General features: G+C 35.2%; 17 protein-coding genes. 16 read left to right on the forward strand and 1 reads right to left on the reverse strand.

Translation table 11 applies throughout. The features are described 5' to 3' along the window. The first annotated feature begins 121 nt into the window (after positions 1 to 121). The 9 genes from C245_RS23640 (at position 122) to C245_RS0107850 (ending at position 12,554) form a co-directional block, all read left to right on the forward strand. Positions 122 to 5,965: a T9SS type A sorting domain-containing protein gene (locus C245_RS23640; RefSeq protein ID WP_017496029.1), complete on the forward strand. Its 5,844-nt coding sequence runs from the start codon at positions 122 to 124 to the stop codon at positions 5,963 to 5,965. Positions 5,966 to 6,277: 312 nt separating this feature from the next. Continuing rightward, positions 6,278 to 7,666, forward strand: coding sequence for a dihydrolipoyl dehydrogenase (gene lpdA, locus C245_RS0107805; RefSeq protein WP_017496030.1), 1,389 nt, complete (start codon positions 6,278 to 6,280; stop codon positions 7,664 to 7,666). A gap of 461 nt (positions 7,667 to 8,127) precedes the next feature. Continuing rightward, positions 8,128 to 8,874 carry a DUF2314 domain-containing protein gene (locus C245_RS0107815; RefSeq protein WP_017496032.1) on the forward strand — a complete coding sequence of 249 codons (747 nt, stop codon included), beginning with the start codon at positions 8,128 to 8,130 and terminating at the stop codon, positions 8,872 to 8,874. 149 nt (positions 8,875 to 9,023) lie between these two features. Then, entirely contained in the window at positions 9,024 to 9,515 is a 492-nt protein-coding gene (locus C245_RS0107820) for a YgcG family protein (RefSeq protein ID WP_017496033.1), read from the forward strand. Positions 9,516 to 9,716: 201 nt separating this feature from the next. Beyond that, positions 9,717 to 9,902, forward strand: coding sequence for a SymE family type I addiction module toxin (locus tag C245_RS24770; protein WP_026109942.1), 186 nt, complete (start codon positions 9,717 to 9,719; stop codon positions 9,900 to 9,902). A gap of 136 nt (positions 9,903 to 10,038) precedes the next feature. Continuing rightward, entirely contained in the window at positions 10,039 to 10,947 is a 909-nt protein-coding gene (locus tag C245_RS0107835; protein ID WP_017496036.1) for an arginase family protein, read from the forward strand. Between the two features lie 64 nt (positions 10,948 to 11,011). Further along, a complete protein-coding gene (locus C245_RS0107840) occupies positions 11,012 to 11,401 on the forward strand; it encodes a DUF1801 domain-containing protein (RefSeq protein ID WP_017496037.1) in 390 nt (129 codons plus the stop codon). A 65-nt stretch (positions 11,402 to 11,466) separates the two neighbouring features. Continuing rightward, a complete protein-coding gene (locus C245_RS0107845; protein WP_017496038.1) occupies positions 11,467 to 12,126 on the forward strand; it encodes a DUF2306 domain-containing protein in 660 nt (219 codons plus the stop codon). Further along, the gene (locus C245_RS0107850) at positions 12,123 to 12,554 is read left to right on the forward strand and encodes a GNAT family N-acetyltransferase (protein ID WP_017496039.1); all 432 of its coding nucleotides are present in this window, start codon (positions 12,123 to 12,125) and stop codon (positions 12,552 to 12,554) included. The genes C245_RS0107845 and C245_RS0107850 overlap by 4 nt, the downstream gene beginning before the upstream one ends. Before the next feature lie 102 nt (positions 12,555 to 12,656). Here C245_RS0107850 and C245_RS0107855 read toward each other — a convergent pair whose 3' ends face one another. Next, positions 12,657 to 15,164 carry a M14 family zinc carboxypeptidase gene (locus tag C245_RS0107855; protein WP_026109943.1) on the reverse strand — a complete coding sequence of 836 codons (2,508 nt, stop codon included), beginning with the start codon at positions 15,162 to 15,164 and terminating at the stop codon, positions 12,657 to 12,659. 263 nt (positions 15,165 to 15,427) lie between these two features. Here C245_RS0107855 and C245_RS0107860 point away from each other — a divergent pair, with 263 nt between their 5' ends. From C245_RS0107860 to C245_RS0107890, 7 genes are all read left to right on the forward strand, one after another. Then, positions 15,428 to 15,916 carry an SRPBCC domain-containing protein gene (locus C245_RS0107860; protein WP_017496041.1) on the forward strand — a complete coding sequence of 163 codons (489 nt, stop codon included), beginning with the start codon at positions 15,428 to 15,430 and terminating at the stop codon, positions 15,914 to 15,916. 77 nt (positions 15,917 to 15,993) lie between these two features. Then, positions 15,994 to 16,416 carry a hypothetical protein gene (locus C245_RS0107865; RefSeq protein ID WP_017496042.1) on the forward strand — a complete coding sequence of 141 codons (423 nt, stop codon included), beginning with the start codon at positions 15,994 to 15,996 and terminating at the stop codon, positions 16,414 to 16,416. A 19-nt stretch (positions 16,417 to 16,435) separates the two neighbouring features. After that, positions 16,436 to 17,116, forward strand: coding sequence for an aspartate/glutamate racemase family protein (locus C245_RS0107870; RefSeq protein ID WP_017496043.1), 681 nt, complete (start codon positions 16,436 to 16,438; stop codon positions 17,114 to 17,116). A gap of 69 nt (positions 17,117 to 17,185) precedes the next feature. Next, entirely contained in the window at positions 17,186 to 17,554 is a 369-nt protein-coding gene (locus tag C245_RS0107875; protein WP_017496044.1) for an ester cyclase, read from the forward strand. A gap of 72 nt (positions 17,555 to 17,626) precedes the next feature. Next, positions 17,627 to 18,049, forward strand: a complete 423-nt coding sequence (locus C245_RS0107880; protein WP_017496045.1) for a DUF1801 domain-containing protein — start codon at positions 17,627 to 17,629, stop codon at positions 18,047 to 18,049. Positions 18,050 to 18,051: 2 nt separating this feature from the next. Further along, positions 18,052 to 19,158 (forward strand): MBL fold metallo-hydrolase, encoded by a 1,107-nt coding sequence (locus C245_RS0107885; protein WP_017496046.1) that lies wholly within the window; start codon positions 18,052 to 18,054, stop codon positions 19,156 to 19,158. A 29-nt stretch (positions 19,159 to 19,187) separates the two neighbouring features. Beyond that, complete coding sequence (locus C245_RS0107890) at positions 19,188 to 19,718, forward strand: GNAT family N-acetyltransferase (RefSeq protein WP_017496047.1); 531 nt, start codon at positions 19,188 to 19,190, stop codon at positions 19,716 to 19,718. Positions 19,719 to 19,745 lie beyond the last annotated feature (27 nt).

The raw sequence follows: 19,745 nt of genomic DNA on the forward strand, positions 1-19,745 counted from the left end.
TTTTAAGTGTTTAAAATAATTTCACGCCAAAACATTAAAAAACAGAGTCAAAAAAGGCAGAATAGTAGGATTAATACTTTTATTAATTGTAAACTTGTATACCAAATTCAAGGATAATTTTATGAAGAAAAAACTACTTATCTTACTGTGTTTACTCAGTTTATCTGCTTTTGCACAAACCACTTTAATTCCTGACCAAAATTTTGAACAGAAATTAATCTCTCTCGGATTAGATACCGTTCTCGATGGAAAGGTACTAACTTCAAACATTTTATCTGTTACTTCTTTAGATGTGAGTTCCAGTTCCATAAAAAGTCTTAGAGGACTTCATGCTTTTACTAATCTTGAGACTTTAATTTGTTCCAACAATGAAATAATCGGTTTAGACTTTCCTAATAATCCTAAACTTTCTACTTTGATTTGTCATTCCAATAAAATACAAAGTTTAGATGTTAGTAAAAACCCCCGCCTGCAAAATTTAGACTGCCAATCCAATGAAATAAATTATTTGGATATATCCCAAAATACTTTTCTAACACAGTTAAATTGTTCTAAAAATAAACTGAGTTCTTTAAACACTTCTAAAAATTTAAGACTTAAGGGACTGTATTGTTCAGATAACATACTGAATTCTTTAAACCTTATCGGCAATACATTACTTACTGAACTTAACTGCAATAATAACAGGATTAAAAGTCTTACTATTTCCGATAACACTGGTTTAATAGATTTATATTGCGAAAACAACCGAATAACTACTTTGGATCTTTCTAAACAGAAAGAGCTTAAAAATGTTAATTTGAAGTCTAACGATCTTGTAAATCTCAATATAAAAAACGGCAACAATACATCCTTAAATATCAATAATCTAAATTTAGCACACAATCCGCAATTGTTATGCATACAAGTTGATAATGTAATATACTCTAGTACGAATTGGGAATACGTAAAGGATCTTCAAACAAGTTATTCTACCGATTGCCCTAATTGTACTGTAATACCTGATACTAATTTCGAAAATGCTCTTATTGCTTTAGGAATTGATTCAGGAACTCCCGACAAAAAAGTTTTAACTTCAAACATTTCTACTGTAACTACACTAGATTTAGGAATTAATACAACTATTGCAGATCTAACCGGAATACAAGACTTTACAGCACTTCAGACTCTAATTTGTCATGGAAATACAGGTCAGGTAATCAACGGTGGTAACGGAAAATTAAAAATTCTTGATATTTCTAAAAACGTAAACCTGACCACTCTGGATTGCTCCTATAACCAGCTTATAAATTTAGATGTCACCAATAATCCCTTACTGGTTTCGTTAAATTGCAACGTCAATAAACTAACAAAAATTGACGTTTCCAAAAATGTAAAACTGAATAATCTTGACATAAGCAGTAATCAAATTATACAACTTGATCTTTCAAAAATCCCAACTTTACGCTACCTAAGTGCCGATGACACAAAACTTACCTATCTGGATATTTCATCTAATCCGAATATGGTTGGATTATTTTGTAACAATTCAGATTTAAGAAGTTTAAATTTAAAAAATGGAAGTAACCAATTAATTTCAGCACAAGACATAAACTTCAAGGGAAACCCAAATTTAAACTGTATTCAGGTCGACAATGTCGTAAATGCTACTACAAACTGGTCTGCTGCCAAAGATGCCGCCACAAATTATTCAACCGAATGTGTAAATGATTCATTTACAATAATTCCCGACAGCAACTTTGAAAATGCACTTATAACTTTAGGAATCGATGCAGGAGTTCCGGATGGAAAAATCCTGACTTCAAAAGTTTCTTCTGTCACGAAATTAGATTTAGGAACCAATACAACCATTACAGATCTGACCGGAATTCAAGATTTCAAAGCCCTTGAGTGGCTGGTTTGCCAAGGAAATACTGGTCGCGCAGGTGATGGTGGAAACGGAAAACTAAAAACACTTGACGTCTCCAAGAATACAAATCTAACGATTCTTGAATGCTCTTTTAATCAACTTACCAATTTAGATGTAACGCATAACCCATTACTGCGTTCCTTAAGATGTAGTGTAAATAAATTAACAGCAATTGATGTTTCTCAAAACACAAAACTGGATGATCTCGATGTAGGCAGTAATCAAATTACTACGCTTGATGTCTCAAAAATTCCAACTTTACGTTTTCTCACTGCCGAATCTACTAAACTTACCACATTAGATCTTTCCTCTAATCCGGCATTGGTTGGATTATTTTGTAGAAGTTCGGATTTGACAAGTTTAAATTTAAGAAATGGTAAAAACCAATTAATTGTACCGCAGAGTATAACCTTTACAGGAAATCCAAATTTAACTTGTATACAGGTTGATGATGCAGCATTTTCTACTGCAAACTGGTCTGCTGCCAAAGATGCTTCTGCCATTTACTCGAACCAATGCCAGACAGGTCCATACACCCTTATTCCTGACAGCAATTTCGAAAGTGCTCTTATTTCCTTAGGAATTGATTCAGGTGTTCCGGACGGAAAAGTACTGACTTCAAACGTTTCTTCGGTGACAAAATTAGATTTAGGAACCAATGCAACCATTACTGATCTAACCGGAATTCAAGATTTTACAGCGCTTCAACGGTTAATTTGTCATGGAAATTTTGGGCACATGGACACAGGCGGAAATGGAAAACTGACTACTATTGACGTTACTAAAAATACAAAACTAATTGCTCTTGATATCTCATACAATAAAATTACAGCTTTAGATGTGTCCAAGAATCCCTTACTGATTTCACTAAAATGCAGCGTAAATAAACTAACAAAAATTGACGTTTCTCAAAATATAAAACTGGATAATCTTGACATCAGCAATAATTATATTACACAGCTTGATATTTCGAAAATTCCAACATTACGTTACCTAAGCGCTGATTACACAAAACTTACGGCACTGGATATTTCCTCTAATCCGGTAATGGTTGGGCTATTTTGTAACAATTCGACTTTAACAAGTTTAAATCTAAAAAATGGACAAAACCAATTGATTGCAGCGCAAAGCATAAACTTTAAAGAAAACCCTAACTTAACTTGTATTCAGGTTGATAATGCCGTAAATTCTACTGCAAACTGGTCTGCAGCTAAAGATGCTTCTGCCAATTACTCAAATGAATGTCAGACTGGCCCATATACTCTTATTCCTGACAGCAATTTCGAAAATGCTCTTATTTCCCTGGGAATTGATTCAGGTGTCCCGGACGGAAAAGTACTGACTTCAAACGTTTCTTCGGTGACAAAATTAGATTTAGGAACCAATGCAACCATTACTGATCTAACCGGAATACAAGATTTTACAGCACTACAATGGTTAATTTGTCATGGAAATTTTGGACACATGGATACAGGTGGAAATGGAAAATTGACCACGATTGATGTTTCTAAAAATACAAAACTGACTGTTCTCGACGTCTCATTCAACAAAATTACAAATCTGGATGTTACCAATAATCCATTGCTAATTTCTTTAAGCTGTAACGTTAATAAATTGACCGCAATTAATGTTTCTAAAAACACAAAACTGGATAATCTTAACATCAGCAATAATTACATTACACAGCTTGATATTTCCAAAATTCCAACTTTACGTTACCTAAGCGCTCATTATACAAAACTTACGGCACTTGATATTTCCTCTAATCCGGTAATGGTTGGGCTATTTTGTAACAATTCGACTTTAACAAGCTTAAATCTAAAAAACGGTCGCAACCAATTGATTGCAGCGCAAAGCATAGACTTTAAGGAAAACCCCAATTTAACTTGTATACAGGTTGATAATGCCGTAAATTCTACGGCAAACTGGTCTGCTGCTAAAGATGCTTCTGCCAATTACTCAAATGAATGTCAGACTGTCCTGTACACGCTTATTCCTGACAGTAATTTCGAAAAGAAACTGATTCAGCTGGGAATTGATTCAGGAACTCCAGACGGAAGAGTATTAACCTCCAGTGTTAAAACCGTAACGTCTTTAGATGTCTCTCTAAGCAACATTACAGATTTGACCGGTCTAGAAGACTTTACCTCTTTGACATCATTAAAATGTCAGGCAAATTATACTTTAAAAGCTCTGGATGTTACAAAAAATATCCATTTAACTACATTGGACTGTAGCAATAATTATCTTATAACAACTTTAGATGTATCGAAAAATACTGCTTTAGTTGATTTAAATTGTTATTACAATAAACTGAGCACTTTAGATGTAAGTGCTAATACAAACTTAACCACTTTACAATGTTCATCAAATAAATTAACAAACCTTAATGTTTCGAACAATAAAGCCTTAACTAAATTAGATCTTGGTTATAATTTAGTTTCTAATCTGGATGTGTCGCAAAACACCAAATTGACATCATTAACTTGTACCTCAAATCAAATTTCTAACTTAAACATCAGCTTAAATACAAAATTAACTGAACTATGGGCTGGAAACAATAAATATGATGTACTAGATGTTTCAAACAATACCGCTTTGACATCTTTAATATGCAATACAAATCAGCTAACATCAATAGACGTTTCCAAAAATACCGCATTGACAAGATTGTTAGTCTACCAAAATAAGATAACAAGTATCGATATTTCAAACAATCTGTTACTAAGTTCATTTGACTGTAATTCGAACTTAATCACCAATCTTAATGTTTCAAAAAATATAGATTTAAACTTCCTTTACTGTGACAATAATAAATTAACCGTTTTAGATGTTTCTGCAAACACTAAGCTTGGCACATTCGATTGTGCTAACAACCTGCTCACGAACCTGGATGTTTCTAATAACAAAAATCTAAGGTCGCTTGAATGTGAATCCAACAAACTGGTAAATCTAAACCTAAAAAATGGTAATAATTATAGGTTTGATCCATTTCCAGGCTCTGATCCTAATTTTATTTTATATAGAATAGATTTTAGAAACAACCCTGATTTAACTTGTATTCAGGTTGATGATGCTTATTATTCAAACGAGAAATGGTCAACAAGAAAAGATCCAAAGGCAAAATTTAGTGAAGATTGCAACAATAGTACTTTGATAACAGATTCTAATTTTGAAGATTTTCTTATTGCTGCAGGTATTGACACTGACGGAAAAAATGGAAAAGTTGCCACCTCCAGTATTGCTAATATTAAAGTTCTGGACATTTCAAATTCAAACATCTCGGATTTAAAAGGAATTGAAAACTTCACCGCTTTAGAGAAATTTATCTGTAAAGGAAATTTAATTACTACAGTTGACATGTCGAATAATACTCAGTTAAACTATCTGGACGTCTCAAACAATCCGCTGACTAGTGTTAATGTTTCTAAAAATAAATTATTAAAAGAATTTTATTGTAATGGAATACAAATTATTCTAAAAAAATCGACTTCAACTTTTAGCAGGTTAACAACTTTAGATGTATCGAACAATACTTTGCTAACAAATCTTAACTGTTCGAACAATCAGCTGTCAAGTCTTGATTTATCAAAAAACACTAATCTAATAGAAGTAAACTGTTCTAATAACCTTCTAACCGATTTGAATTTACAAAGTGGCAACAACGGTATTTTAGTCAACTTAAATTTAAAAAACAATACTCAATTAACTTGTATAAAAGTTGACAATCCTTCTTTCTCAACTGCTACCTGGACAGATGCAAAAGATGAAATCGCAAAATACTCATCAACTTGCCGTACTTTAGAAACAAATGAGCAGGTTTTTAACAACATCAATATTTATCCAAATCCATCTCATGGCGAGTTATACATTACAAACGTTTCAGTAACAAAAGCAACGATCTATGACAGTTTGGGTAAACTTGTAAAAGTAGTATCCTTAAAAGGAGATACTCAGGAAAATTACATCGATTTAAAAGGAATAGCCCAAGGAGTTTACTACATCTTTATCGAAAACCCTGAAGCACATACCGTAAAAAAAATCATCATTAAATAAGTATTCGCCTATTTCACTAAAAAACACATTTTAAAAAATAAAATGTGTTTTTTTTTATAACAAATTAATGATCCATCTTTCTCTACTTTGTTATTAAAAAAAAATAAAATACCAATTAAACTTTATTCTTTTCTATAACTTTTCTCAATATCTGTGTGAAAAGATCAAATTCGGCAAGGGTGAAAAGAAATTTTAAAGTATTTTTTAAAATAAATCCTTAAATTCGCAAGCACAAATAACAAAAGAATAAATCGATAAATGAGTTTCGGAATTAAACTTCATTATCGGTAATAAATACTAAAAACCAAACAAATGAAATACGACGTTATTGTTTTAGGAAGTGGTCCCGGTGGATATGTAACAGCAATCAGAGCTTCACAATTAGGCTTTAAAGTAGCTGTAGTTGAAAAAGAAAACTTAGGTGGTGTATGTTTAAACTGGGGATGTATCCCAACAAAAGCACTATTAAAATCAGCTCAGGTTTTTGATTATCTAAAGCATGCTTCTGACTATGGATTGAAAGTTTCTGAGTTCGACAAAGATTTCCCTGCAGTGGTTCAACGCAGCCGTGGTGTTGCTGAAGGAATGAGCAAAGGAGTTCAATTCTTAATGAAAAAAAACAAAATTGACGTTATTGAAGGTTTTGGAAAACTAAAACCAGGTAAAAAACTTGACGTTACAGACAAAGACAATAAAGTTACTGAATATAGCGCTGATCATATTATCATCGCAACCGGTGCTCGCTCTCGTGAGTTACCAAACTTACCACAAGACGGTGTAAAAGTAATTGGTTACCGTCAGGCAATGACCTTACCAACTCAGCCAAAATCTATGATTATTGTAGGTTCAGGAGCAATTGGAGTTGAGTTCGCTCACTTCTACAACTCAATGGGAACTGACGTTACTATTGTAGAATTTATGCCAAATGTAGTTCCTGTAGAAGATGAAGACATCTCAAAACAATTTGAGCGTTCTTTGAAAAAAGCCGGAATTAAAGTAATGACTAACTCATCTGTTGAACGTATTGATACAACAGGTGCAGGAGTTAAAGCATTTGTTAAAACTGCAAAAGGTGAAGAAGTTCTTGAAGCTGACATTGTACTTTCGGCAGTTGGAATCAAAACTAACATTGAAAACATCGGTTTAGAAGAAGTTGGAATCGCTGTTGACAGAGATAAAATCTTAGTAAACGCTTACAACGCAACTAATATCCCTGGATATTATGCAATTGGAGACGTTACTCCGGGACAAGCTTTAGCTCACGTAGCCTCTGCTGAAGGAATTAACTGTGTAGAAAAAATTGCAGGTTTACACGTAGACCCAATCGATTACGGAAACGTTCCTGGTTGTACTTATGCAACTCCAGAAATCGCTTCTGTAGGTTTAACGGAGAAACAAGCAAAAGAAAAAGGATACGAGTTAAAAATTGGTAAATTCCCATTCTCAGCTTCAGGAAAAGCAAAAGCTGCCGGAACTCCAGACGGATTCGTAAAAGTAATCTTCGATGCTAAATACGGAGAATGGTTAGGATGCCACATGATTGGTGCAGGTGTTACCGATATGATTGCAGAAGCAGTTGTAGCCCGTAAACTTGAAACTACAGGTCATGAAATTCTTAAATCTATCCACCCTCACCCAACCATGAGTGAGGCTGTTATGGAAGCTGTTGCTGATGCTTACGGCGAAGTAATTCACTTGTAAAAATATACCGTTTTACGGTTACATATAATTTTCAATTTAAAAGAATCCGATTTGTGAAAGCAAGTCGGATTTTTTTATGGCGTGTCCCTCCGGGTCAGGCTGTCCGCTGTATCTTTTATAGCGAACCCCGCCATAAAAGGATGCCACTTCCATCCTTCACGCTAAATTGTTTTCAGTATAACCAAGTTCTCCTGCAAGGTTTTCAAAACCTTGTAGGAAATTAAAAAATAAAGGCAAATGGCTTGAAAAACTTAGTTTTATTAACGATGAAATTCTAATTCTCAAACAAAGCAAAAACAGACTTATTATTAATAATGAAAAATCAAAGGCATAATTAAATAACATCACTTTGTATCAAAAACTCAATTCGGATTTTTTATTGTTAAATTTTAAACCATTTATCAGAAATATTTTATCTTGGAGTTAAAATACACTTACAGCCTTAATTAAAATAATACCTAATGGAAAACACACCTACCTTCTTTGCTGACGGAGAAAATCCAAAAATGATCGAAGCCTATCAAAAAGCACAGGAAACCTTTAAATATTTTTGGAGAGAATTATCGTGGGAATACCGCCGAATTGTTCCGGGACTTGACGTTGCCTGCGTAAAACTAGCCTTTACTCAGGAAATTGATGGTGAAACTGTAGTCGAACACATGTGGATTAACGATATCAATTTTGACGGTGATACCATTTATGGCATCTTAGTAAATCAGCCTAACGATTTAACCAATGTCAATAATGGCGATGAAGTACAAATTCCCGTAAATCAAATAAGCGATTGGCTATATGCGTCTCAGGGAAAAACCTACGGAGCCTTTACGATACAGGCCATGCGTTCAGAAATGAGTGAAGAGGAAAGAGAAGATCATGACGAAGCCTGGGGTTTAGAATTTGGAGATTACAACGATATTCTGGTTGTTTCAGATCAAAAAGAAAAACCGGAAAACCTCATAGAACACCCAATGAGCAAAAACATGAAAGAAAGCCTTATTGATTTTGTCAAAAATAATCCCGAAGAACTTAGCGCGACAGATGAGCTTGGTTATACTTTTTTACATCGCGAAACCATTGCAGGAAATAAAACTTCTGTTGAAGTTTTACTGGAATCGGGAGCAGACACAAAAGTTAAGACCAACAATGGCAAGACCGCCCTTGACTTTGCAAAACAACTCAACTGGGAACATTTAATTCCTTTGTTGTAGTTTTTAGTATCTAAAGTCCGATTTGTCTCAGCAAATCGGACTTTTTTTTTGAAATTTCTATGAAAATAAATATTAATTTATAGTAACCATTAAGAGACCTTTTTTTAATAATAAAGCATTAATTTTGCGGCACCCAAAACAAATCTGCCATGAAAAAAATAGTGCTCGTAGTAACATTCGCTCTTCTTTTACCTGCAATGATTATTGCGCAAACCAAAACCGAAACGCCTGATGTTTTTGCAAAATCTACTAATTATGTAAATGATTTTGAAAAAATCCTTACTTCAAGCCAAACCAAAAATCTGAGCGACTTTTTGAAAGCCGGCGAAACTAAAACTAAAACTAAAATTACTATTGTAACCCTCTCTTCAATAGCACCATACACTAATCTTACCGATTATTCTTCAGACCTTGAACAGTATCTGGTTTCTAAACTAAAAATAGACTCCTCTATTTTAATCGTTTTAAGCAAGCAATTGAGACAAATTCAGATTCAGGGTGTTAACAAACTGCGTCCAAAAATGAGCGATCAGGAAATTAAAGACATCGTATCAGCTTATGTACTTCCGGAACTAAAAAAAGGCGATTATTATAAAGCCTTACAGGAAGGTTCTATTCAGCTTATTAAAAAACTGGAATAAAAAAAGTGCTCTTTATTGATTACTGCTTTCATCAGAAAAAAATAGTAAATCCGACTTGTGAAACCAAGCCGGATTTTTTTTTGTACTCGTTTCTATAAAATTATGGATTGTCAATTTATAATATGACAACATTCTCCATAAATCAAAAGACATTTGTATTCTACTGGATATTCATTAAAAAAACATACAGATACAAGGAAAATGAAAAATTTAAGACGACTGAAAATTCATAGAAAGCATCAAGCACGGGCTTACAGAAAAACCATAACGATTCCACAAATAATACTTGAAGGCAAATGGCTTGGTCGTCTTGGCTTCATGGCAGGACTGATGGTAAATGTAGAACAAAGGAAAAACAAATTGATAATTACTGTTCACAAGGAATGATTTTGCGAATAAAACTCTTCAATCAAATACATTTCAAAGCACTATTTTCCTTCAAAAAAAGACGGTACAAACTTGGCACTTTCCAACTTTTACACGCGATTATTTTTCATAACTTTATCACTAAATAAAAAGGGTCATGAAAGAAATATGCATTGTTGAATTTCCGTCGAATCTGGGTTTGAAAGAACCTCAACCCGGAAAAGAACCGGGCGTAAAAAACTTACCTGACTGGTTATGGAAACACCATCTTCATAAACTCATTCACCCTAAAAATAGTGTAAGACTTGATCCTCCAAAATATTCAAATAAGCGGGATCCTGAAACTCAAATTCTCAACAGCAATTCACTAATCGATTATGCCAGAGAGCAAGCTTATCTGTTAAACAATTTACTTTCTCAGAACAAATTTCCGTTTATCTTAGGCGGAGACTGCAGTATACTTTTAGGAACTGCTATAGCTTTAAAGCAAAAAGGGAATTACGGACTATTTTATCTCGACGGACATACCGATTTTATGAATATTTCCTTGTCCGAAACCGGAGGTGTTGGCGGAATGGCAGCCTCGATAGTTACCGGAAACGGGACAGACAAACTAACCAATATTCTAAATCTGCGTCCTTATATCAAAGAAGAAAATCTCTGGTGTGTGGGAAACCGTGAATATGATGATGCCTATGAAAATGAAATTCGCAACTCTTCTGCCACGTACCTTAGTCTGGACCACTTGCGAAACCAAGGTGTTTTAAAAAGCGTACAATTATTTCTTTCGGAAATAGAAAACAAGAATCTCGATGGTTTCTGGCTGCATATTGATGTTGATGTTTTAAATGACACCATAATGCCTTGCGTCGACAGCAGAACACCTGACGGACTTACTTATGCCGAATTTAATGAACTAACTTCAATGCTTTTTCAGAGTAATTTATTAACCGGGCTTGAAATTACCATTTTAGATCCTGATCTCGATCCTACCGGACAATACACCAAAGAGTTTGTAAGTCACTTTTCGACTACTTTTAATCAACACATCCACTTAAACTCCTGACCCAAACTTAAAAAAAACGTATTTTAGCTCATTACATCGATAAAACTTAAAACCTCTTATCATCATGAATACAGCCGTACAAGATTATAACAATGCACAAAGCAGCACTGATCGGGAAATCTGCAATCGGCTGGCTGCTTTAGTCGACGAAAACCTTACGGATGCGGAGAATAAAATCTGGCACGCACATCCGGTTTGGTTTTTAGAGGGTAATCCTATTGTAGGCTACAGCAAACTAAAAAATGATGTTCGGTTATTGTTTTGGAGCGGTCAGTCTTTTGATGAAGAACAACTTGCCAATGAAGGCTCTTTCAAAGCGGCAGAATTTCGCTATACCTCAGTCGACCAAATTAACCCATCTGATTTAAAACGCTGGCTTGCAAAAGCAAAAGAAATTCAGTGGGACTATAAAAACATTGTCAAGCGTAAGGGAGTTTTAATACGTCTGAAATAATTTAAAAAAGTATTATATTCACTCTTTAAATTAAAAAGCAATCCTAAAAACTCTTTAAATTTTAAATGGAGAAAGAACAACTCATACAAATATTCATCTATTTTCATGCTCTGTTTGGCGGTATTGCACTACTTTCGGGATTCCTTTCGTTAGCATCTAAAAAAGGAAAAAGCATCCATAAAAAATCCGGAAAACTCTTTTACTACACTATGCTTTTATCGGCTCTAACGGCTTTAATTATCTCAAGCTTGCCTAAACATGAGAGTTCTTTTTTATTTTCAATTGGTCTGTTTAGCTCTTACTTCACTATAACAGGGTATCGGGCTTTGCAATTCAAAAACAAAAACATCAATTTAAAAACGGATAAAATTATCTCAGGAATAATGATCATCACGGGAATTTTAATGATTTTATACAATCCACTTATAAATCAAAAAATCAATATTGTCCTTACCGTGCTTGGTCTTGTCGGACTCCTTTTTTCAACCCGGGATTTTCTGCTATTCCAAAACAAAACTAATCTTCAAAAGGTCTGGCTGAAATTACATTTAGGAAAAATGATTGGCGGTTATATCTCCGCCACCACTGCTTTTATTGTAGTAAACCAGTTTATTCCCAACATTTATGGATGGTTTATTCCGGGAACAATTGGCGGATTCTATATTGTTTATTGGATCAGAAAACTCAATAAAAAACAAAATCAGGCTAAAATAAATTTAGAATGAAAATAACTCCGGCCGAAAAAACAGATTATGGCATCTTAAGAACCTTATTCCTGCAAGAAAGGCGATCTACTTTTTATTGGCTTGATCCGTCAGTATTTCAACTCAAAGATTTTGACTCCTTAACCAAAGGAGAAACAATTTTAGTCGCGCGAATTGGTGAAACTGTCGTTGGATTTATTTCGATCTGGATGAAAAGTCGTTTCATTCATCATCTGTATGTAGATCAAGACCATCAAAGCAAAGGTATTGGAAGCGCTTTATTAAAAGCTGCCATTCAGATAACCGATTTACCAATTACACTCAAATGCCTTGAAAACAATAGTAGAGCTGTTATTTTTTATCAGCAAAAAGGTTTCTCCATCAAAGAAAGAGGTTTATCAGAACACGGCCCCTATATTCTGTTTGAATTGACAGAGAGTATAAAATAAAACGAGAAAGAAAATAGCTACCTGACCTTTTTTTGACATCCATCAAAAAAAAAATCCGCTCTTCAAAAAGATTTGAGGAGCGGAAATAAAACTTTTAGTTTCTTATCGTACCAGGAAAAGAGCATTGCTGAACAGTAAAACTCCATTTTCCCAAAAACCTCTGAAAAGCGGGTTATCCATCATATAAATTACGGTTCCATCTCCTCTTTTGTCCACAGCAAAACTTACCGTTTCGTTCAGTTTTTTTCTAATATCATTACCTACAAATCCATAGCTTAAATAATCTTTCGGAATGTACGCCACATTGATGGCCTTTTTTAGCAATGAGAATGATCTTTCGTTACTTTTAAGACTAAAATACGTATTCCCTAAGCCGAAAGCCATTGGATAGGTTTTGTCGAGTTTATTTTCGATGATGGCACCGGGAATCGAACCCGAAATTTCTCTTCGCTCTGAACCTTCAAAGTCCAGAAAACGTTTTTTAAGTTCGATCTCTTTCTCTTCTTTTTCCGATTTTTCTTTATCTTCTTTACTAGCAAACAAACTCAGAGCGTACCCGTCACGGTCCTGAAACAATGAAATTGCATTGGCCATGGCAATAACTTTTCCACCATTTTTCACCCATTCATCGATTTGCTTTTTCTGATCTTCCGCCAGGTCATAGCTACCGTCTGAGAGAATCAAAGTATTATAGTTATACAATTTAACTCTGTTTAAATTTGCCGTTTCTACAATACTCACCGGATAAGCAACTGTTTCATCTAGATAAAACCATGTCGCTCCAAACTCGGTTGAAACTACTCCTTTTCCGGACAACATAAGTATTTTTGGCGCTTTAAGTAGCGTAAAATTCTCCCCTCCGATATCTTTAGAATTAGTCGAAAATCCTGTACTGATAAAACTAAAATCGGTTTTGACTTTGATAATATTGCCGACTGTCTTTTCAAAATCTGTAATTTTTGGATTATCGGCTCTGCTGATAATTAATCCTCCCGGCTCGATCGTAACGGTTCCGAAAACTGCTTTTTTCATGGCCGAACGAACTTTAATTCCCGCCTGATGCAGCAAAGAAACAACCTGAGCCGACGTTCTGTTATTCCACGGAACATAAAAGGCGTAAACGGATTCCGGTATGTTTTTTTCTGCAGACTCGATTTTATTCTTTGTTTTAATCGGAACACTATTTTTAACCGCATAACCGTCAACACCATAAGCTAAAGGAAGTGCCCAGGCAGTAATATCATACGATAAACTGTCATTTAATTTCTGATTGGGTTCAAACAATACCTGTGTTAAAACCGATCTTGGCTGATCTGCTTTAATAATCAAATCATTAGGCTCAATTTTAAAACTCTCGTTCTTCTTAGTTTGATAATGAAATCCGGAGGCGCTTCCGGGCGCCTCTGCGTAACTAAATTCAACATCATTCTTTTGAAGCAGCTCCACCAGCTGTTCCAGCTTAGGATTATTTTTCAAAACATACGTATTGTAAACCCCTTTTGCTTTTTTACGGGCATTGATATGAAAATCCCTGAAACCTTTCAGCAATACTTCTTTCTGTGAAGCGGCACTTTCTACTACGGTCAAAACTGCTGCGGCATGCTGCGTCAAACGATCTTTTATAGTAACATTAGAGCCGTTTTCCATGGTTACTTCACGTCCTGCTCCTATTCCGCCTTTTTCAAGCGTAAGACCTACGGCGCCATTATAGGTTGGATAGGTATCTCCGTAACTCGGATAAAACAAATCAAATCGCTCTCTGGTATTGTACATCCAGTTTTCCTTGTCAAACTTCTGCGAGATATTTTTACCTAAAACCGTATAAAAATCCTTCTGATATTGTTCAATAAATTCATGCAAAGGTTCTGCAGCCGGTGGGAAAAAATAAGGTGAATTGTAACTCATTTCATGCACATCGGTATGTACCTGTGGCATCCATTGGTTGTACAATTTAATGCGCTGCTGCGATTCAATTTGTGTCTGCCATGCCCAGTCGCGATTCAAATCAAAAAGATAATGATTGTATCTTCCACCCGGCCAGACTTCCATATGCTCTCTGTCATACAAACCCGGATGTGTTTTTTTTCCCGAGATTTCTCTCAGCCAGTTTCCATATCGCGAATAACCATCGGGATTAATACACGGATCCAGAATGACAATGGTATTTTTGAGCCATTGTTTTGTGGCTTCATTTGAGGGATTCAAAAGTTCGTAGGCCACGGTTAATGCACTTTCGGTTCCGGCAAACTCATTTCCATGAACGTTAAAACTCAGCCAAACAATAATTTTATTTTCAACTCCACTCGTTTTTTTATCTGATAGTCCAATGGCGGCTAAATTATTGTTTCTAATTTGTTCCAGATTTGCCAAGTTTTCGGGAGTCGAAATATAATAAACATTCAGATCCCGCTGTTCGTTGGTTGCGCCGTATTTTTGTTTTTTGATCGATTGCGATTGTTCCGTCAGATATTTAAAATACTCTTCGACCTGATGGTAATAACTAATTTGTTTTCCGTAATTCGGAATAAATTCTGAAGGTGCTTTTAATTGTGCAAAGGCAGAAAAAGAAATGGTTAACAGCAGAACTGCTACAAAGAATATTTTCTTCATAAATAATTTGGTTTTAGATGGTTGGTTAAAAATAACAATTAACTTCATCTCTTTTAGAAAATTAGGAGGAAAAGTTATGAGTTATGAGTTGTGAGTTGTGAAATGTAAAATGCAAGCCGAAAACTCAACAATCTAACAATCCAATAATCTAATTGTCTAATTATCTAATTGTCTGATTCACCCCTCAATCTTGTCTCTTCACACCCCTAACACCTTGATAATTAAAACCTAAATTTGTATTCTAACTTTTAAACCCTTACCCAATGAGTGCAACAAATTTTACCACAGTTATAAGAGTAGATCAGTCTCCACAGAAAGTTTTTGATGCCGTTACGAATGTGCGCGGTTGGTGGTCGGAAGAAATCGAAGGCAATAGTGCGAAACTAAACGATGAATTTGACTACCATTACGAAGATATCCATCGTTGTAAAGTAAAAATCACAGAAGTAATTCCGAATCAGAAAATAGTCTGGTTAGTGGAAAAAAATTACTTCAAGTTTACAGAAGATAAAACAGAATGGACGGGAACTCATCCTACTTTTGAAATTTCGCAAAAAGACGGCAAAACGGAACTTCGTTTTACTCATGTGGGTTTGGTACCAGAATATGAATGTTTTGAAATTTGCAGAGGCGCCTGGACCAATTATATCGGAAATAGTTTGCTTAAACTAATTACAACCGGAAAAGGAGAACCAAACGCAACTGGAAAACCACAAACAGAAAACGAAAAAAAACTTTCTGAAAAAGAATAAAAAACAAACCCGAAAGCATCATTTAATTGCAATACCAACTATAATTTTCATACATTCGTTTTACTAAAACGATGACTATGAACCCTATTTTAAGAAATACATTAGCAGTTATACTTGGTCTTTTTGTTGGAAGCATTGTCAATATGGCTATCATATTAATGAGCAGTTCTGTCATTCCGCCTCCCAATGGTGCTGATGTCACAACCATGGAAGGACTAAAAGCAACTATGCATTTGTTTGAACCCAAACATTTTCTTTTTCCCTTTCTGGCGCACGCAATAGGTACGTTTGCAGGTGCGGGAACAACTGTTTTAATTGCAATCAGTAATAAAACAAAACTAGGACTGGTTATTGGTGCTTTCTTTTTACTTGGGGGAATTGTAAATGTGTGCTCATTGCCTTCACCGGTTTGGTTTACGATCACAGACCTTTTCTTTGCCTATATACCAACAGCGTATCTGGCTGTAAAATTGTTTGCAAAAAAAGATTCTAAATCGTAAAACTCCGCTTTATAAAATAATGAAGAAAATTGGGCTTGTGGGCGGAATCAGCTGGGTTTCTACTATAGATTACTACAAATTTATTAACGAAGGAGTAAATAAAAAATTAGGTGGACTTCAATTTGCGGAATGCCTGATTTATTCACTAAACTTTGGTGATGTACAGGAAAAAACTTGGGCTCATTCCTATGAACTCTTATGGAATGCCTGCTTAAGTTTAAAAAACAGCGGTGTTGATGCTGTCGTTTTGTGTGCAAACACGGCACATATGTTTGCCCGTGAAATCGAAAATGAAATTGGACTGCCCCTAATTCATATCGGAACGGAGACCGCAAAAGTCATTCTAAAAGAAAAAATCACAACCGTTGGACTTATAGGAACTTCATTTTCGATGGAAATGGATTTTTACAAAGATCGTCTTAAAAGTTTTGGACTGAATGTCCTGATACCCGAAAAACAGGAAACACGGGACTACATACAATATGTTTTAAAAGAAGAACTCGGAAGAGGAATTATCAATCCCGATTCGAGACAAAATTATATCCAAATTGCAAACGAACTTATTCTGCAAGGTGCCGAAGGCATCATTTTCGGATGTACCGAAATTCCGTTACTGTTAAATCAGTCTGATTTTTCAGTACCTGTTTTTGACACTACAAAAATACATTCTCAAGCTATCGTAGAGTTTATACTATCTTAAAATTAAGCACTTAAGCCAGTTTAGTGCAATTAATTTCATAACTTAGTTAGCTCATTAAACTTAAATACCATGACTAAGAAAGAAATCGCCCGCGACTTTTTAAAACTCGCCGCAAACGGACATTCGCACGAAGCTTTTCGTCTTCATGCCGGCGAAAATTTCAAACATCACAATGCTTATTTTAAAGGAGATGCCGAAACGCTGATGTTGGCTATGGAAGAATCAACCCGAAAAAATCCCAATAAAACTTTAACTATTCATCATATTCTGGAAGATAAAGATCTGGTTGCCGTACATTCACACCTGAAACAGACTCCTGCTGACATTGGTTTTGCTGTCGTACATATCCTTCGTTTTGAATTGGATAAAATTGTAGAATTTTGGGATTTAGGGCAATCCATTCCTACCGAAATGATTAATGAAAACGGGATGTTCTAAAAAAAACTTTATTCTTCCGAATTCAGATTCAAAAATCTAAAAATCAAAAGTAATGTCTTAAATCTGTAAAAAATGGCACAAAATAAAACTATAGAAACAGAAAACAGTGTTGCCGATTTTATCAATACTGTCGAAGATACAACCAAAAAAAATGATGCTTTTGAATTGGTCAGGCTGATGCAGGAACAAACGGGTTTTGAAGCCAAAATGTGGGGACCAAGTATCATAGGTTTTGGCAGTTATCATTACAAATATGCCAGCGGCCGCGAAGGCGATGCCCCATTGGTGGCGTTTTCACCAAGAAAAGCTGCAATTTCACTTTATGTGTACGCATCACCTGAAAAAAGAGAGGAGCTACTCTCCGAATTTGGAAAACACAAAGCCGAAAAAGGTTGTATCTATGTCAAGAAATTAAGCGATATTGACCTCGAAATTCTTAAAAAAATGATTTCCGTGTCAGTTGAGCATTTACAAGAACTATATCCCCCTCAATAAAAATGATTACACCTTTTCTAATTATAATTCTGATTTTAGGCATTACACTTTACTTCTTTCTACAGCATCCAAAGTTTGGTAAAGCACCTTCAGGAGAAAGATTGACATTGATTCAAAAATCACCTCAATTTAAAAATGGCAAATTCGAAAATCAAAACCATACACCGGAATTGGCTGAAGGTTACGGCTATCCACAGGTATTATATGATTTTCTCCTTAAAAAAGTAGACAGAAAGACTCCATCTGACGTAATCCCGTCCATCAAAACCAATTTACTGGAACTTTCGCCCGAAAAAGAGGTACTAATCTGGTTTGGACATTCTTCCTATCTCATCCAGCTTGAAGGGAAACGCTTTTTGATTGACCCTGTTTTCAGCGGTAATGCCTCCCCGATTCCCGGTACCACAAAAGCATTCAAAGGAACTGATATTTACACGGTTGATGATCTTCCGGAAATTGATTATTTACTGATCACGCACGATCACTATGACCATCTCGATTATGAAACCATTTTACAATTGAAGCCTAAAACCAAACACATAATCTGTTCTCTTGGGGTAGGCTCTCACTTTGAATTTTGGGGATTTCCAACTGAAAATATCATTGAAAAAGACTGGTTTGAAAAAATAGAACTCGATCAGAATTTAACGCTTTACACTACTCCTTCAAGGCATTTTTCGGGCAGAAGTTTTAAACGATGCAACACGCTATGGACGTCGTTTGTAATAGAAACCAAAGATTTTAAAATGTATCTGGGTGGCGATAGTGGTTATGACACCCATTTTAAAGAAATTGGTACTCAATTTGGCCCCTTTGATATCGCTCTAATTGACAACGGCCAATACAATCCCGCTTGGAAATACATTCATAATTTACCCGAAGATGTTATCAAAGCCATGAAAGATCTGAATGCCAAAAGAGTATTTCCGGTGCATTCTTCTAAGTTTTCATTGGCACCTCATTCCTGGGACGAACCTTTGAATAAAGTCACTGAATTAAATAATTTATCGGAAAATCCAATTCCGTTGATTACTCCCATGATTGGAGAATTAGTAGAACTAAAAAATGAAAAACAGCAATTCCAACAGTGGTGGAAAGGCATAAAATGACCCGCATACTTCAATTAATAAAATAAAAAATGATTCCTTCAGCTTATACCCTGCGCAATGCCCTCCCTTCCGAATTTGAAGAAATTGGAAAATTACTCATTAGTGTTTATTCACAATTAGAAGGTTTTCCTAAAGAAAATGAGCAGCCCAACTATTATAAAATGCTGGCCAATATTGGCGATTTTACCCATCAGCCGCAAACCGAACTTTTAGTCGCTGCTGACGAAAACAATACAATTCTTGGTGCTGTAATCTATTTTAACGACATGAAAAACTACGGTTCTGGCGGAATTGCTACTCAGGAACAAAACTCAGCCGGATTTCGATTACTGGGAGTTGCGCCAACTGCCCGCGGAAAAGGAATTGGTAAGCTTCTAACGCAGGAATGCATCCAAAAAGCGGCTGATAACAAACGTACTCAATTGATCATTCATTCGACTTTAGCCATGAAAACAGCCTGGGAAATGTATGAAAAATTGGGTTTCAAAAGATCTGAAGACTTAGACTTTATGCAGGGTGAACTCGCAGTATTTGGCTTTCGTTTACCGCTTAATTCCTAAAATTAACCTATTACTTAAAAAGTTCAA

Origin of the sequence: Flavobacterium sp. WG21 (assembly GCF_000335775.1) — a bacterium.
In the GTDB taxonomy this organism is placed as follows: domain Bacteria; phylum Bacteroidota; class Bacteroidia; order Flavobacteriales; family Flavobacteriaceae; genus Flavobacterium; species Flavobacterium tructae.

What these genes read in the sequence shown, in the direction of transcription:
- C245_RS0107815 (WP_017496032.1), top strand. Translation starts at nt 8,128, where the DNA reads ATGGAAAACACACCTACCTTCTTTGCTGACGGAGAAAATCCAAAAATG.
- lpdA (WP_017496030.1), top strand. Translation starts at nt 6,278, where the DNA reads ATGAAATACGACGTTATTGTTTTAGGAAGTGGTCCCGGTGGATATGTA.
- C245_RS23640 (WP_017496029.1), top strand. Translation starts at nt 122, where the DNA reads ATGAAGAAAAAACTACTTATCTTACTGTGTTTACTCAGTTTATCTGCT.
- C245_RS0107835 (WP_017496036.1), top strand. Translation starts at nt 10,039, where the DNA reads ATGAAAGAAATATGCATTGTTGAATTTCCGTCGAATCTGGGTTTGAAA.
- C245_RS0107865 (WP_017496042.1), top strand. Translation starts at nt 15,994, where the DNA reads ATGAACCCTATTTTAAGAAATACATTAGCAGTTATACTTGGTCTTTTT.
- C245_RS0107880 (WP_017496045.1), top strand. Translation starts at nt 17,627, where the DNA reads ATGGCACAAAATAAAACTATAGAAACAGAAAACAGTGTTGCCGATTTT.
- C245_RS0107845 (WP_017496038.1), top strand. Translation starts at nt 11,467, where the DNA reads ATGGAGAAAGAACAACTCATACAAATATTCATCTATTTTCATGCTCTG.
- C245_RS24770 (WP_026109942.1), top strand. Translation starts at nt 9,717, where the DNA reads ATGAAAAATTTAAGACGACTGAAAATTCATAGAAAGCATCAAGCACGG.
- C245_RS0107885 (WP_017496046.1), top strand. Translation starts at nt 18,052, where the DNA reads ATGATTACACCTTTTCTAATTATAATTCTGATTTTAGGCATTACACTT.
- C245_RS0107875 (WP_017496044.1), top strand. Translation starts at nt 17,186, where the DNA reads ATGACTAAGAAAGAAATCGCCCGCGACTTTTTAAAACTCGCCGCAAAC.
- C245_RS0107820 (WP_017496033.1), top strand. Translation starts at nt 9,024, where the DNA reads ATGAAAAAAATAGTGCTCGTAGTAACATTCGCTCTTCTTTTACCTGCA.
- C245_RS0107855 (WP_026109943.1), bottom strand. Translation starts at nt 15,164, where the DNA reads ATGAAGAAAATATTCTTTGTAGCAGTTCTGCTGTTAACCATTTCTTTT.
- C245_RS0107870 (WP_017496043.1), top strand. Translation starts at nt 16,436, where the DNA reads ATGAAGAAAATTGGGCTTGTGGGCGGAATCAGCTGGGTTTCTACTATA.
- C245_RS0107840 (WP_017496037.1), top strand. Translation starts at nt 11,012, where the DNA reads ATGAATACAGCCGTACAAGATTATAACAATGCACAAAGCAGCACTGAT.
- C245_RS0107860 (WP_017496041.1), top strand. Translation starts at nt 15,428, where the DNA reads ATGAGTGCAACAAATTTTACCACAGTTATAAGAGTAGATCAGTCTCCA.
- C245_RS0107890 (WP_017496047.1), top strand. Translation starts at nt 19,188, where the DNA reads ATGATTCCTTCAGCTTATACCCTGCGCAATGCCCTCCCTTCCGAATTT.
- C245_RS0107850 (WP_017496039.1), top strand. Translation starts at nt 12,123, where the DNA reads ATGAAAATAACTCCGGCCGAAAAAACAGATTATGGCATCTTAAGAACC.